Source organism: Paraburkholderia hospita (assembly GCF_002902965.1).
Taxonomy (GTDB): Bacteria; Pseudomonadota; Gammaproteobacteria; order Burkholderiales; family Burkholderiaceae; genus Paraburkholderia; species Paraburkholderia hospita.
Genome location: NZ_CP026106.1, coordinates 2,944,057 through 2,958,282 on the forward strand (window position 1 = coordinate 2,944,057; position 14,226 = coordinate 2,958,282).

Annotated in this window: 9 protein-coding genes; 6 read left to right on the forward strand and 3 right to left on the reverse strand. The window is 64.9% G+C overall.

Going from position 1 to position 14,226, the window contains the following annotated elements; translation table 11 throughout:
• The first annotated feature begins 66 nt into the window (after positions 1–66).
• From glgX to treY, 4 genes are all read left to right on the forward strand, one after another.
• Positions 67–2,280, forward strand: coding sequence for a glycogen debranching protein GlgX (gene glgX, locus C2L64_RS31795; RefSeq protein ID WP_007579599.1), 2,214 nt, complete (start codon positions 67–69; stop codon positions 2,278–2,280).
• 90 nt (positions 2,281–2,370) lie between these two features.
• Entirely contained in the window at positions 2,371–4,272 is a 1,902-nt protein-coding gene (gene treZ, locus C2L64_RS31800; protein WP_039900163.1) for a malto-oligosyltrehalose trehalohydrolase, read from the forward strand.
• Between the two features lie 12 nt (positions 4,273–4,284).
• On the forward strand, positions 4,285–6,465 hold the full coding sequence (gene malQ / locus C2L64_RS31805) for a 4-alpha-glucanotransferase (protein WP_007579601.1): 2,181 nt from the start codon (positions 4,285–4,287) through the stop codon (positions 6,463–6,465).
• Positions 6,462–9,299 carry a malto-oligosyltrehalose synthase gene (gene treY, locus C2L64_RS31810; RefSeq protein WP_007579602.1) on the forward strand — a complete coding sequence of 946 codons (2,838 nt, stop codon included), beginning with the start codon at positions 6,462–6,464 and terminating at the stop codon, positions 9,297–9,299. The genes malQ and treY overlap by 4 nt, the downstream gene beginning before the upstream one ends.
• A gap of 4 nt (positions 9,300–9,303) precedes the next feature.
• On the opposite strand, the gene C2L64_RS31815 is transcribed toward treY, so the two are convergent.
• The gene (locus C2L64_RS31815) at positions 9,304–10,647 is read right to left on the reverse strand and encodes a hemolysin family protein (protein ID WP_007579603.1); all 1,344 of its coding nucleotides are present in this window, start codon (positions 10,645–10,647) and stop codon (positions 9,304–9,306) included.
• Positions 10,648–10,771: 124 nt separating this feature from the next.
• Entirely contained in the window at positions 10,772–11,572 is an 801-nt protein-coding gene (locus C2L64_RS31820; protein WP_007579604.1) for a sensor histidine kinase, read from the reverse strand.
• Positions 11,573–11,696: 124 nt separating this feature from the next.
• On the opposite strand from C2L64_RS31820, the gene C2L64_RS31825 reads away from it, so the two are divergent.
• Together C2L64_RS31825 and C2L64_RS31830 are read left to right on the forward strand one after the other, a co-directional pair.
• Positions 11,697–12,038, forward strand: coding sequence for an FKBP-type peptidyl-prolyl cis-trans isomerase (locus C2L64_RS31825; protein WP_007579605.1), 342 nt, complete (start codon positions 11,697–11,699; stop codon positions 12,036–12,038).
• Between the two features lie 31 nt (positions 12,039–12,069).
• Entirely contained in the window at positions 12,070–12,840 is a 771-nt protein-coding gene (locus C2L64_RS31830; protein ID WP_007579606.1) for an AraC family transcriptional regulator, read from the forward strand.
• A gap of 70 nt (positions 12,841–12,910) precedes the next feature.
• Here C2L64_RS31830 and C2L64_RS31835 read toward each other — a convergent pair whose 3' ends face one another.
• Complete coding sequence (locus tag C2L64_RS31835; protein WP_007579607.1) at positions 12,911–14,101, reverse strand: O-succinylhomoserine sulfhydrylase; 1,191 nt, start codon at positions 14,099–14,101, stop codon at positions 12,911–12,913.
• Between the last annotated feature and the right edge of the window lie 125 nt (positions 14,102–14,226).

Sequence of the window (14,226 nt, forward strand, 5' to 3'; positions counted from 1 at the left end):
CAAACGCAAAAAACGGAAGCCACCGCAGGAGCAAAAGCAAAACCAACAACAACGGGAACACTTGCCATGCCGCACGTACTACCAGACAGACTACTCCCGGGCGCCCCGTACCCATTAGGCTCAACTTGGGACGGCTTAGGCGTGAACTTCGCCGTCTTCTCCGCGAACGCGCAACGCATCGAGCTATGCCTTTTCGAGCCGACAGGCAGGAAAGAACTGAAGCGTTACACGCTGCCAGAGTGCACCGACGAGGTATGGCACGGCTACCTGCCGCACGCGCACCCAGGCACGGTATACGCATTCCGGGCCCACGGCCCATATCAACCGCAGCATGGACACCGTTTCAACCCACACAAGCTCCTGCTAGACCCCTACGCACGAAAACTCATCGGCCAGTTCCGATGGTCGGACGCACTGTTCAGCTACCGCGTGCACTCGAACAGAATGGACCTCTCGATCGACCGAAGAGACTCGGCGCCAGCCATGCCCAAGTGCGTGGTCGTCGACGAAGCCTTCGACTGGTCCCACGACACCCGCCCCAACGTCCCGTGGAACGAAACCGTCATCTACGAAACCCACGTGCGCGGCACATCGATGCTCCGCAAAGACCTGCGCACACCCGAACGCGGCTCGTTCGCCGCACTCGCATCGCCAGAATTCATCGAGCATCTGCTGAAGCTCGGCGTCACCGCCGTCGAACTGCTGCCCGTCCACGCGTTCCTCAACGACCGCTTTCTCGTCGAGCGCGGGCTGCGCAACTACTGGGGCTACAACACGGCCGCGTTCTTCGCGCCAGAACCCTCTTATCTGACCGCACACCGGCTCGATGAGATGCGCATCGCCGTCCGTCAACTGCACGCGGCGGGAATCGAGGTAATACTCGACGTCGTCTACAACCACACGTGCGAAGGCAATGAGATGGGCCCCACCGTGTCGTGGCGCGGACTCGATAACGCCAGCTATTACCGCCTCGTTCCAGGCGACGAACGCCATCACATCAACGACACCGGCTGCGGCAACACGCTCAACATGCCCCATCCGCGCGTGCTGCAAATGGTGATGGATTCACTGCGCTACTGGTCGACCGCGTTCAATATCGACGGCTTTCGTTTCGATCTCGGCGTCACGCTAGGGCGCGAGCATTCGGGTTTCGATCCCGGCTCGGGTTTCTTCGACGCGCTACGGCAAGATCCCATCCTGTCGCAACGCAAGCTGATTTCCGAGCCGTGGGATATCGGCCCCGGCGGCTATCAGCTCGGCAATCATCCGCCCGGCATCAGCGAATGGAACGACCGTTTCCGCGATTCGGTGCGCCGTTTCTGGCGCGGCGACGCGGGCATGCGGCCCGATCTCGCCGCGCGGCTGACGGGATCCGCGGATCTGTTCAACCGGCGCTTTCGCAAGCCGACGGCGTCGGTCAACTTCGTCACGTCGCACGACGGCTTCACCCTGTCCGATCTCGTCGCGTACTCGCAGAAGCACAACGAGATCAACGGCGAGAACAACAACGACGGCCACAACGAAAATTACAGCTCGAACTGGGGCGTCGAAGGCCCGACCGACGAGCCCGCGATCTCCGAGGCGCGCGAGCGTGTCTCGCGTTCGCTGATCGCAACGCTGTTCATCGCGCTCGGCACACCAATGATGCTCGCCGGCGACGAAATGGGCCGCACCCAGCGCGGCAACAACAACGCGTATTGCCAGGATAACGAAATTTCCTGGATAGATTGGGAACGTGCCGCGCTCCCACACGGGCGCAAAATGACTATGTTCTTCGCGCGCATCATCGCGCTGCGAAAACAGCATCCGCTGCTGCGCGAAAACCGCTTCCTGTTCGGCGACCGTGAAGTGCTGCCGGGTCTCTACGACGTCGGCTGGTTCGACGAGCACGGCGAAGCGCTGACCATCGAAGCCTGGCAAGACCCCGAGGGCCGCGCGTTCACGCTGCGGCGCGCGGGCGCAGGCCTGAATGGAGAAACGGAAGTATTGTTGATGATGTTGAACGCGTCGGGCGCGGCGCTGCGCTTCATGCCTCCGCCGCCGCACCTGGAATGGCATGTGCTGCTGGATACGGCGAACCCTGAAGCGCCGCCCGCGCCGCTCGCGACGCCCGACCTGGAAGTGCCCGCGCACAGCATGGTGGTGCTCGCGGCACAGCCCACGGGCGACGCGGACTGGCAGGCAAGCTGGCGCGCGGGCGCGCAGTACGGACCGCGTTTGTTGACCGCGTTGCCGCCGGACCCGGGCACGTCGATGCCCGACACGGAGCAGTCGGGTTGACGGCGCGTGCGCCCGATTATCGGCAGCAAGCCCATGCCGGAAGGTCTGCAATGAGTGTGCGTATCAACATGCCGACGAATGGTGACAATCATGCATGAACGTCCTATCGACCCTCACGCGCATCATCACGCGCACTGCCTGCCGTTCGGTGCGCAGTTGCTCGGCGCGGCGAGCGCGAGGCAACGCACGCGCTTTCGCTTGTGGGCGCCGTCGTGCGCGAAGGTGCAGGTGGTCGTCGAAAACGGCGATGGGTCCGGCACGCACGACATGAGCGCGACGGGCAACGGCTGGTTCGAAACGGAGATCGGTTGCGGCGCGGGCACGCTGTATCGCTACAAGCTCGACGGCTCGCTGCTGATTCCTGACCCCGCATCGCGCTTTCAGCCGCAGGATGTGCACGGCCCGAGCGAAGTGATCGATCCGCGCGCCTACACTTGGGAGCACACGGGCTGGTGCGGCCGGCCGTGGGAAGAAACGGTGCTGTACGAGCTGCATGTCGGCGCGCTGGGTGGCTACGGCGGAGTGATGAAGCGCCTGCCCGCCATCGCTGAGCTGGGTGTCACCGCAATCGAACTGATGCCGCTCAACGATTTTCCCGGCACACGCAACTGGGGCTATGACGGCGTGCTGCCCTATGCGCCCGACTCCGCGTACGGGCGTCCCGACGACCTGAAAGCGCTGATCGACGCCGCGCACGCGCACGGCCTCGCGGTGTTCCTCGACGTGGTCTACAACCACTTCGGCCCGGACGGCAATTATCTGCATCAGTATGCGAAGCCGTTTTTCCGCGAAGGCACGCACACGCCGTGGGGGCCCGCAATCGACTTCGAGCGCGGCGAAGTGTGCGAATTCTTCTGCGACAACGCGCTCTACTGGCTCAACGAATATCGCTTCGACGGCTTGCGCCTCGACGCCGTGCACGCAATCGACAACGACGACTGGCTGCGCCGTTTCGCCGATCACGTGCGCGCGCATGTGCAGCACGGACGTCACGTGCATCTCGTGCTGGAAAACGAGCGCAATACGGCGAACCTGCTCGACAGGCATTTCACCGCGCAATGGAACGACGACGCGCACAACACGCTGCACGTGCTGCTGACGGGCGAACACGAAGGCTACTACGCCGCGTATGCTGATCAGCCGATCCAGCGGCTCGCGCGGATACTCGGCAGCGGCTTCGGCTATCAGGGCGACCCTTCGCCGATCCACGACGACAAACCGCGCGGCCAGCCGAGCGGCCATTTGCCGCCCACATCGTTCGTGGCGTTCTTGCAGAACCACGATCAGATCGGCAATCGCGCGATGGGCGAGCGTCTGCGCACGCTGTGCTCCGATGACGCGCTGCGCGCCGCGACGGGTCTGTTACTGCTGTCGCCGCAGATTCCGCTGCTGTTCATGGACGAGGAATATGGCTCGAAACAGCCGTTCCTTTTTTTCACCGACTACACCGGCGATCTGGCGAACGCCGTGCGCGAAGGACGCCGCAAGGAATTCGCGCGTTTCTCCGCATTCGCCGACGAGAAGCGCCGCGCGCTGATTCCCGATCCGAACGATCCGCAGACGCTCGCCATGTCGTCGCCGCCTGCTGAGCGGCACGGCGACACGCCTGAAGCGAAGGACGCGCTCGACTGGATGCACTTCTACAAATCCGCGCTCGCCGTGCGCGCGAAGCTGATCGCGCCGCGCCTGCGTCATGCAAAGGCGCTCGGTGCAACGATCCTCAAGGCAGCCGGCGATCAGGACGCGAACGCGCTAACCGCGCGCTGGAAACTCGACGACGGCGAGACGCTGTCGATCGTGCTGAATCTCGGCAATGAAGCCGTGCCGCTCGTCGAGCGCCCTGCCGGCAAGGTGATCTTCGAAACGCCGCCGCGCGTGCGCGATCGCGTCGACGCGGGCGAGTTGCCGCCAAACGCATTCGTCGCCTGGCTGACCGGCGACGTCAGCGAATATGCCATCGGCCACGACGCGCGCAAGCACGTGCAGACCTAAGGAGTGACACGCGTGGCCACAACCCGACGCCCAGGTATTTCCATCGACGCCCTCGCCGCACGCGCAGGCTTCGAAGTCGAATGGGAAGACGCGCATCACAACAGGAAGCGCGTGCCCGACAGCACGCTCGCCGCGCTGCTCGAACGCATGGGCCTGCCGTGCGGCAACGCCACGCAGATTCGCCAGAGCGCGGGCGCGCTCGAAGCCGAGTTGTCCGGCCGCAAGCTGCCGCCGCTGATGACGGTCGAATGCGGACGCGGTATCGGGTTGCCCGCCGCCGCGATCAAGGCGGGCAGCCACTACCGGATCGAACTGGAAAACGGCTCGCTGATCGATGGACGCTTCACGGCGCCAAAGGGCGAAGCGGCGCTGCTGTCGCCCATCGACGAACCTGGCTATCACACGCTCGTGCTCAACGATCACCGGATGACGCTCGCGGTCGCGCCCTCGCGGTGCTATACGGTCACCGACGCGTGGCGCGCGATGCACGGCGAAGACACGAACGCGCCGCCGTTGTGGGGGATCGCCGCGCAAATTTACGGCTTGCGCCGGATCGGCGACGGTGGCATCGGCGATTACACGGCGCTGGCCACGCTCGCGATCGAAAGCGCGAAACGCGGCGCGCATGCCCTCGCCGTCAGTCCGACACACGCGATGTTCAGCGCGTTGCCGGGCTCGTTCAGTCCGTATTCGCCGTCGTCGCGGCTGTGGTTGAACGTCACGCATATCGATCCCGCCGCCGTATTCGGCACGCATGCCGCACAGGCCGCGCTCGATGCGGCGGGCGGCGCCGACGTCTGGCCGCAACTCGAAACACTGCCGCTGATCGACTGGAAGACGGCGACGCCGCTCAAGCTCAAGGTGCTGCGCGTGTTGTTCGAGCGTTTCTGCGCGAACGACCGCGCGCAGGACTCGCCGCGCGCGCTGGAATTTCACGGCTTTTGCGAGCGCGGCGGCCGCGCGCTCGAAGATCACGCGCGCTTCGAAGCGCTGCATGCGTTCCAGTTGCTGCACAGTGGTGAAGGCTACTGGCGCAAGTGGCCGGATGCGTTGCAGAACCCGCGCAGCCCGGAAGTCGAAGCGTTTGCGAACGAGCATCGGCATGAAGTCGAGTTTCATCTGTTTCTGCAATGGCTCGCGTCGAAGGGACTGTCGCACGCGCAGCACGCGGCGCGCGACGCGGGCATGGCGATCGGCCTGATCGCGGATCTCGCCGTCGGCTGCGATAGCGCGGGCTCGCACGCATGGTCGTATCGCGACGACATGCTGCACGGCGTGTCCGTCGGCGCGCCGCCCGATCTGTTCAACCAGGCGGGCCAGGCGTGGGGCCTCACCACCTTCTCGCCGCGTGCAATGCGCAATCAGGGCTTCTCGGCGTTCATCGACATGCTGCGCTCCGCGTTCGCCTGCGCGGGCGGCATCCGCATCGATCACATCCTTGGGCTGCGGCGGCTGTGGCTCGTGCCCGAAGGCGAGAGCGCGAAAAACGGCGCGTACCTGCGCTATCCGCTCGAAGACATGCTGCGGCTGATTGCGCTCGAATCGTGGCGGCATCGCGCGATCGTGATTGGCGAAGATCTCGGCACCGTGCCGCCGGGTTTTCGCGAGCGGCTCAGCGAGCATGGCCTGGCCGGTATCCGCGTGCTGTGGTTCGAGCGCACGAGGGACGGCAAGGGCTTCACGCCGCCCGCCGAATGGGATAGCGGCGCCGTCGGGACGACGACCACGCACGATCTGCCGACCGTCTCCGGCTGGTGGCGCGGCGAGGACATCGTGTGGCGCAATCGTATCGGTCAGACGGCACCGCGCGCCGACGGGCGCGATCCTGTCGCGCTCGCGCAGGCTGAACGCGACGATGACCGCGCCGCACTCTGGCGGGCGTTCCAGCAAGCCGGGGTCGCCGCGCCCGATGTCGATCCGCCGCCGCCCGACGAAGCGCCCGTCGATGAAGCGCTCGCCTTCGTCGCCGCCACGCCGTCGCCGCTCGTCACGATTCCGCTCGAAGACCTGCTGGGTCTCGTGGATCAGCCGAACTTACCCGGTTCGATCGACGAGCATCCGAACTGGCGCCGCCGCGTGATCCAGCCCGTCGAAGCCCTATTTGCCGACGACGCCTTTTGCGACCGCCTGCTCGCCATCCAGCAGGCGCGTACCGACTCAACCTCAGCATCTTCGTTGTCCGATACGCCATGACTGTTCCGCGCGCCACGCTCCGACTCCAGTTCCATCGCGACTTCACGTTCGACGATGCGCTCGCGCGCGTCGACTACTTCGCCGCGCTCGGCGTGAGCCATCTGTACGCGTCGCCGATCACGACGGCCACGCCCGGCTCCACGCACGGCTACGACACCGTCGACTACGGCCAGGTCAGCGCCGAGTGCGGCGGCGAAACCGGCTTGAGGCGTCTGACCGACAAGCTGCATGAACTCGGCATGGGCCTGATCGTCGACGTCGTGCCGAATCACATGGGCATGAGCAAGCACAACGCGTGGTGGCAGGACATTCTCGAATGGGGCCGCCATAGCGCCTTTGCGCGCTTTTTCGATGTCGACTGGCACTCGCCCGACCCGGCGCTGCGCGGCAAGGTGCTGATGCCCGTGCTCGGCGCGGCTTACGGCGAGGAACTGATCGCGGGCCGCATCGCGCTGCGCTTCGACGCCGACAACGGGCGCTTCAACATCGCCTATGGCGAGCACGAGTGTCCTGTGTGCCCGATCGATTACGCGGCGATCCTGCAATCGGCGGATCGCTCGGATCTGAGCGCGCTCGCCGAGCGCTTCACGTCGATCACGACGCAACCCGCGGATCATCCGCGCGCGGTCGAAGGCCGCGAAGCGCTGCGCGAATTCGTGCGGCAGAACGGCACGTCGGCGATCGAGTTCGTGCTCGAAGCGTATTCGCCCAACGAGCCCGTCAGCCGCGACCGCCTGCACCGGCTGATCGAGCGGCAGCACTTCCGGCTCGCCTGGTGGCGCACGGCGTCGGATGAAGTGAACTGGCGGCGCTTCTTCGATATCAGCACGCTTGCGGCCGTGCGTGTCGAGCGTCCCGAAGTGTTCGACGCCGTGCACGCGCTGATCTTCCGGCTCTATGCGGAAGGCGTGATCGACGGCGTGCGCATCGATCATATCGACGGGCTCGCGGAACCGCGCGAGTACACGCAGCGGCTGCGTCAACGGCTGTCGGAACTGCGCGAGGGCACGACGCCGTATATCGTCGTCGAGAAGATACTCGGACGCGGCGAAGCACTGCGCGACGACTGGCCTGTGGACGGCACGACAGGCTACGACTTCATGAACGACGCTGGCGCGCTGCTGCACGACCCGGCGGGTGCGGCGCCGCTCGCCGATGCGTGGACCGAACTGAGCGGCCGCCCGGCGCGCTTCGCCGACGAGGCGCTGCCCGCGCGCCGCAAGATTCTCGCGGAGAATCTGCCCGCGGAACTGGACCGCGTGTCGCGCGCGCTGCATCGGCTTGCGCGCGACAGCATCACCACGCGCGACTTCACGTACACGGCGATCCGCCGTGTGACAAACGAGCTTGCCGCGCACTTCCCCGTCTATCGCATCTATCCGCAAAACGGCCTGCGCAGCGCCGCCGACAACGCGTACTTCGACATCGCGCTCGATGCCGCGAAGCAGACGCTGTCGCGCGCCGATCATGGCCTGCTGACGCGCGTCGATGCGTGGCTCGGCAGCGGCGCCGACGAGAACGGCAATGGACGCAACGCTGCGTATCAGCCGCCGCAGCAGAATGGCGGCGCGGGCGCGTTCAATCACACGGCGTCGGCGCGACGTACAGTGCAGACGCTGTTCTCGCAACTGACGGCGCCCGTCGCCGCGAAGGCTATCGAAGATACCGCGTGCTATCGCTACGGACGTTTGCTGTCGCGTTGCGAAGTCGGCGCGGACCCGGGCGAGTTCGCGCTGACGGTCGAGCAGTTTCACGCGGGCAATCGGGAACGCGCGCGGCGCTTCCCTCACGCGCTGCTCGCGACGGCGACCCACGACCACAAGCGCGGCGAAGACACGCGTGCGCGCCTCGCAGTGCTGAGCGAAATCGCCGACGAGTGGACTGAGACGCTGCGCGCATGGACAACGTTGAACACGCCGCATCGGCGCGCGCTGGATGGCAACGCCGACGACTGGGCGCCTGGTCCCGGCGCCGAGGCGATGCTGTATCAGACGCTGGTCGGCTGCTGGCCGCCCGGTCTTTCGCCCGACGACGAAGCGGGCGTCAAGGCGCTCGCCGAACGCGTCGCGCAATGGCAATTGAAAGCGCTGCGCGAAGCGAAGTTGCGCACTACGTGGCTTGCGCCTGACGAAGTTTTTGAGAACGGCTGCCGCGAGTTTCTGTTCGATATTCTCGCGCCGCAGCGTCGCGATGGATTCCTGCGCGAGCTGAGCGGGTTCGTTGCGCGCATCGGCCGGGCGGGCGTCGTGAATAGTCTGCAGCAGACCTTGCTTCGGCTCGCTTCGCCTGGCGTGCCCGACCTTTATCAGGGTACCGAACTATGGGATTTCAGCCTCGTCGATCCCGACAACCGGCGGCCTGTTGATTTCGCGCAGCGGCAGGCGCTGCTCGCCGAGGCGCCGCCTTCCGATTACCTCGCTGGCTGGCGCGATGGCCGCGTGAAGCTCGCGATCAATCAGCGGATGCTCGCGTTACGCATGCAGATCCCTGAGTTGCTGAGCAGCGGTAGCTATACACCGCTCACAGTGCGGGGCAAGCACGCCGCGCATGTCATTGCGTTCGCGCGGCGGCAAGGCAACTGCTGGGCGGTGGTGATTGCGACGCGGCTGTCGATGGCGCTGCTCGATGCCAGCAGCGACTTGCCTATCGTCGATCCGATTGCGTGGGACGATACCGCCGTGCAGATGCCCGAAGAACTGTTCGGGCGCGCGTTGTTCGACTGGGTGAGTCCCGCTGCGCCGAAGGTTGAAGATACTGGGTTGCTGTATCTGCGCGATGCGCTGACGACGATGCCTGTTGCTGTGCTGGTTGAGGATGGGGTGCCGCGGGCGTGACGCCCTAACCACCCTCATCATCAAACGTCTTCGGATACACCCGCACCAGCACAATCCGCGGCCCTTTCATCCTCTTCACGACCACATCGAAACGGTCGAAATCGACGCGCTGCCCTTCTTCCGGCAGATCGCCGAGTGCGTTGATCACCAGACCGCCGACGGACTCTGCGCTGCCCTCGTCGATATCGATACCAAGCGCGCGCTCCAGCGACACCACGGGCAAACTACCCTTGCCCATCAGCGTGCCGTCGTCCATGCGCGTCCAGTCGGCGTCGCCCTGACGGAACTCGTCGTGAATCTGGCCGACCAGCGCGCCGAGCAGATTGTCGAGCGTCAGGAAGCCAATCGGCTTCGCGTTCTTCCGGCCGACCAGCGCGAGATGCGGCGCGCCCTTGCGAAAGCGCCGGAACAGTTCCAACGCGGGCATCTCGGGCTTCACGTACTGCACGGGACGCACGTAGTGCGACAGGTCCTCGAGCGTGCTGCCCGCGTGGCGCGCCAGCAGCAGATCCTTCAGATGGATCGTGCCCGCGACGCGCTCGCCCGTCGCGTCCTCGAGCAACGGATAACGGCTGAAACGATGGCGCGCGATGATCTGCATGTTCTCGCGCCACGGCAGATCGCGGCGCAGGCTCACCAGTTCATGCGCGGGCCGCATCAGGTCGGACACGGTCATGCGCGAGAAATCGAGCGAATGCGCGATCGTGTTCCATTCGTCCTGCGAATAGGCGTCCTTCGAGCCGTCGAGTTCGTTCGTGACGCTCGCGCGGCGGCCTCGCAAAATCAGCTTCAGTTCCTCTGTCGAATAGTGCAGATCGCCGCCGTGATCGGCCGTCAGACCCGCTATGCGCAGCACGGCGTTCGCGCTCGAGTTGAGCACCCAGATGGCCGGGTACATCGCCCAGTAGAAGCCGTAGAGCGGCATCGCCGTCCACAGCGAGATCTGCTCGGACTGGCGGATCGCCAGCGACTTCGGCGCGAGTTCGCCGACCACGATATGCAGGAACGAAATGCAAGAGAACGCGAAAAACAGCGAGATACCGTGGATCAGGTGCTCGTTCTGAATGCCGAGCAGATGGAACACCGGGTTCAGCAGTTCCGCGAAGGCCGGCTCGCCGATCCAGCCAAGCCCCAGCGACGCGAGCGTGATGCCCAGCTGACATGCGGACAGATACGCATCCAGCCGCCCATGCACCTTCCCAAGCAGCTTGCCGCGCAAGCCATGCTTCGCCGCGAGCGTTTGCACGCGCGTCTGCCGCAGCTTGACGAGACCGAATTCCGCAGCAACAAAGAAACCGTTGAGGGCAACGAGCAACAACGCGCCAATGAGGGCGACGAACTGGATCAAAGCGAAGAACTCCGGCAACAAAAGCCGTCAGTATAGAGCGCGAAAGGCACGTGAAAGCGCTGAGCGCGGATGAACTGGCCATCCGGCCAGGTCACGCGCGATTCCATGCGCGTGTGCGTGAGCGTCATGCGCCGGCGAGCGGCACACGCAGCTTCAGTGTCGTCGGCTGCCCGTCCGCCCATTCGCCCTGTTCGAACGCGCCGTCGTGCGCTTCCGCGATGCGCTTGCACAGTCCGAGTACCCACGAAATGCGGCTGGCTTCGCGCGGCTGCGTCGCTTGCGCGCGCGCGAAGTTTTCGAGCACGTGGGGCAGCGCAGCGTCAGTCAGTGCAGCGGAGGTTGCTTGCCAGGCGACCGTGGCGCGGAACGTCGACGCATCGACGTCGGCATCGAGCGTGACGGTCGCGCCGCTTGCGCTCGCTTCCACCGCGAACGCGACGAGCAGCCACAACGCGGCGGCGAGACGCTCGCGGTCGCCGTCCATCTGCTGCGCGGCGAGCGGCGAGTTGAGTTCGAGTGCGACGCCACGCCGCACGGCGAGCGCGTCGCGCACATCGCCGATCGTCTCATCGAGCAATGGGCGCAGCGCGAACGGCGCGCGCTTCAAGGCAAGCGCTTTCGTCTCGGCGCGCGTTGTATCGACGATCGATTCGAGCAGCTTCACCTGCTGCTCGACGCCATTGCGAATGCCTTCGAGCGCGCGTTGCGCGGTGGCATCGTTTGTGTCGATCTTGCGGTCGAGCACGTAGGCCCAGCTATGAATAGCATTCAGCGGGCTGCGCAGGTCGTGCGAGACCAGCGACAGCACATGATCGCGCATGAAAAGCGCCGTTTCGGCGCAGCGTCGCGCGGTTCGTTCGGCGACGGCAGACGTCTCCTCGTTGCTGCCGGAAGAAGACGGAGTAGACGTGGTCACGATCGACATCCTCGTTGGCGGTTCACCGTTGGTTGCAGTCTGGACATTATAGGCATGGCCGTTTGGCCGATCTTCGCGACGGTAGGACAACACGCCTACAATAGCGGTTTCGAACGATTACAAGGAGCATTGCATGTCTACTGTCACCACGGCCTCGGGCCTCCAATATGAAGACCTGACGGAAGGCTCAGGCGCAGAAGCGAAGGCCGGTCAGACCGTCAGCGTTCACTATACCGGCTGGCTGACGGACGGCCAGAAGTTCGATTCGAGCAAGGACCGCAACGACCCGTTCGCGTTCGTGCTGGGCGGCGGCATGGTCATCAAGGGCTGGGACGAAGGCGTGCAGGGCATGAAGGTCGGCGGCGTGCGCAAGCTGACCATTCCGCCGCAACTCGGCTATGGCGTGCGCGGCGCGGGCGGCGTGATTCCGCCGAACGCGACGCTCGTGTTCGAAGTCGAATTGCTCGGCGTCTGAGCGTTTCCGCCGTTTTTCTGGTTGCTCTGCTGTGAGCCACGCCGTCATCGATGCACCCAACGTTTCCCTGCGCCGTTACGGCACCGTGGAAGCGTCGGACGTGCACGACTTCCATCAGATCGTGCTCGGTCTGGACGGGTCGATGGTGATGGCCGTGGACGGCGTCGCGCAGGAAATCGACCGGACGTCCGCGTGGCTCATTCCCGCGGGCTCGCGGCACGACTACGCGGGCGTCGGCGAGAACCGGCAGCTCGTGCTCGATCTGCCCGCGTCGTCGGTCGCCGTGCCGCAACGTCTGTTCGACCGGGCGCGCGCCGTCACCGTCGATTCGTCGCTCACGCAACTGGTTTCGCATATTGCGGGCCGCGCGTCGGGACATATCGATGGCGATGCCGCATGGCGGCGCTTCAACTGGGACGCGGCCGCCCGCCTATGCGCGGCGATCATCGAAGACACGGGCATGGCGGATGCTGCGCCGGGCGCCGGTCTCGACTTCGCGCGCATCGACGCCTGGCTGCGCGCGCGTCTGTCCGAACCGCTGCGCATCGCTGACCTCGCCGCGCACTGCGGCTTCGGCATGCGGCGCTTTCATCAATTGTTCATCGACGCATTCGGCGAAACGCCGCATCGCTATTTGCAGCGGCTGCGGCTGGATACGTCCGTCACGCTGCTCGCCGATCCGCGCCGCTCATTGACCGACGTCGCGCTTGAAGTCGGCTTCGGCGATCAGAGCGCCTACACGCATGCGTTCACGCGGCGCTTCGGGATGGCGCCGGGTCAATGGCGCGCCTTGCTGCATTGAGCGTTGCTGTATGACAAAACGGGCGCTCCGCAGCGCCCGTTTCGTTTCACTTCTTCACTTCTTCACTTCATCAGCCTGCAAGGCCGCGCGCCAGATCGTCGCGGATATCGGTTGCATTCTCCAGACCAACGGCAAGCCGGATCAGACCTTCCGTGATGCCCGCTGCCGCGCGCGCTTCCGGCGTGATGCGCCCGTGCGTCGTGGTGGCGGGATGCGTGATGGTCGTGCGCGTGTCGCCGAGGTTGCCGGTGATCGAACAGATCTTCGTGCTGTCGATCACACGCCACGCATTCGCGCGCATCGCTTCCGGCGTGTCGCCCTTCAGTTCGAACGAGACGATCGCGCCGCCTGCTTTCTGCTGGCGCTTCGCGATCTCGTACTGCGGATGCGATTCGAGGCCCGGATAAAACACGCGCTTCACAGCGGGATGCGTATCGAGCCAGCGCGCGATTTCGAGCGCATTCGCCGACTGGCGCTCGACGCGCAGCGACAGCGTTTCCATGCCCTTCAGCAGAATCCACGCGTTGAACGCCGACAGCGTCGGACCCGCGCTGCGCACGAACGGGAACACCTTTTCCATGATGAACTGCTTCGAGCCGACCAGCGCGCCGCCGAGCACGCGCCCTTGCCCATCGAGGAACTTGGTCGCCGAATGCATCACGACGTCCGCGCCGAGTTTCAGCGGCTGTTGCAGCGCCGGGCTGCAAAAGCAGTTGTCGACGACGAACAGCGCATTCGCGGACTTCGCGATCTTGCTGATCGCTTCGATATCGGCGATCTCCGTCAGCGGGTTCGACGGCGTTTCGAGGAAGAACATTTTCGTCTCGGGGCGCACGGCGTTTTTCCACGCGTCGAGATCAGTCGGATCGACGAAGGTCGTCGTGATGCCGAACTTGCTGAAGATCTGCGAGAACATACCGAGCGTCGAACCGAACAGGCTCTGCGAGCTGACGAGATGATCGCCCGCCTGCAACGCCGACATCACCACCGACATGATCGCGCTCATTCCCGACGCCGTCGCCATGCACGCCTCGCCGCCTTCGAGCGCCGCGAGGCGATCCTGGAACATCGTCACAGTCGGATTCGTGAAGCGCGAGTACGTGTAATAGTCTTCGGAATTCTTGAAGCGCTCGGCGGCGTCTGCGGCGCTCGCAAAGACAAAGCTCGACGTCAGGAAGATCGCTTCCGAATGTTCGCCGAATTCGCTGCGCAACGTGCCCGAGCGGACTGCGAGTGTGTCGAAGTTGAGGGAGTCGTCCATGTTCGTTCTGTTCCGTTTTTCGAAGTCACGCACTCGCCGCGCACTCGCCATTAAGGTTCGCACACGCGAGGGCAACAAAAAAGCCCGCTTTGCGTCGGCATAAGCGGGCTTCGTGTGCGGGGAAC

Excerpts from the sequence above, each read along its gene's own strand:
- glgX (WP_007579599.1), top strand. The coding sequence starts at position 67 with ATGCCGCACGTACTACCAGACAGACTACTCCCGGGCGCCCCGTACCCA.
- treZ (WP_039900163.1), top strand. The coding sequence starts at position 2,371 with ATGCATGAACGTCCTATCGACCCTCACGCGCATCATCACGCGCACTGC.
- treY (WP_007579602.1), top strand. The coding sequence starts at position 6,462 with ATGACTGTTCCGCGCGCCACGCTCCGACTCCAGTTCCATCGCGACTTC.
- C2L64_RS31820 (WP_007579604.1), bottom strand. The coding sequence starts at position 11,572 with ATGTCGATCGTGACCACGTCTACTCCGTCTTCTTCCGGCAGCAACGAG.
- C2L64_RS31825 (WP_007579605.1), top strand. The coding sequence starts at position 11,697 with ATGTCTACTGTCACCACGGCCTCGGGCCTCCAATATGAAGACCTGACG.
- C2L64_RS31835 (WP_007579607.1), bottom strand. The coding sequence starts at position 14,101 with ATGGACGACTCCCTCAACTTCGACACACTCGCAGTCCGCTCGGGCACG.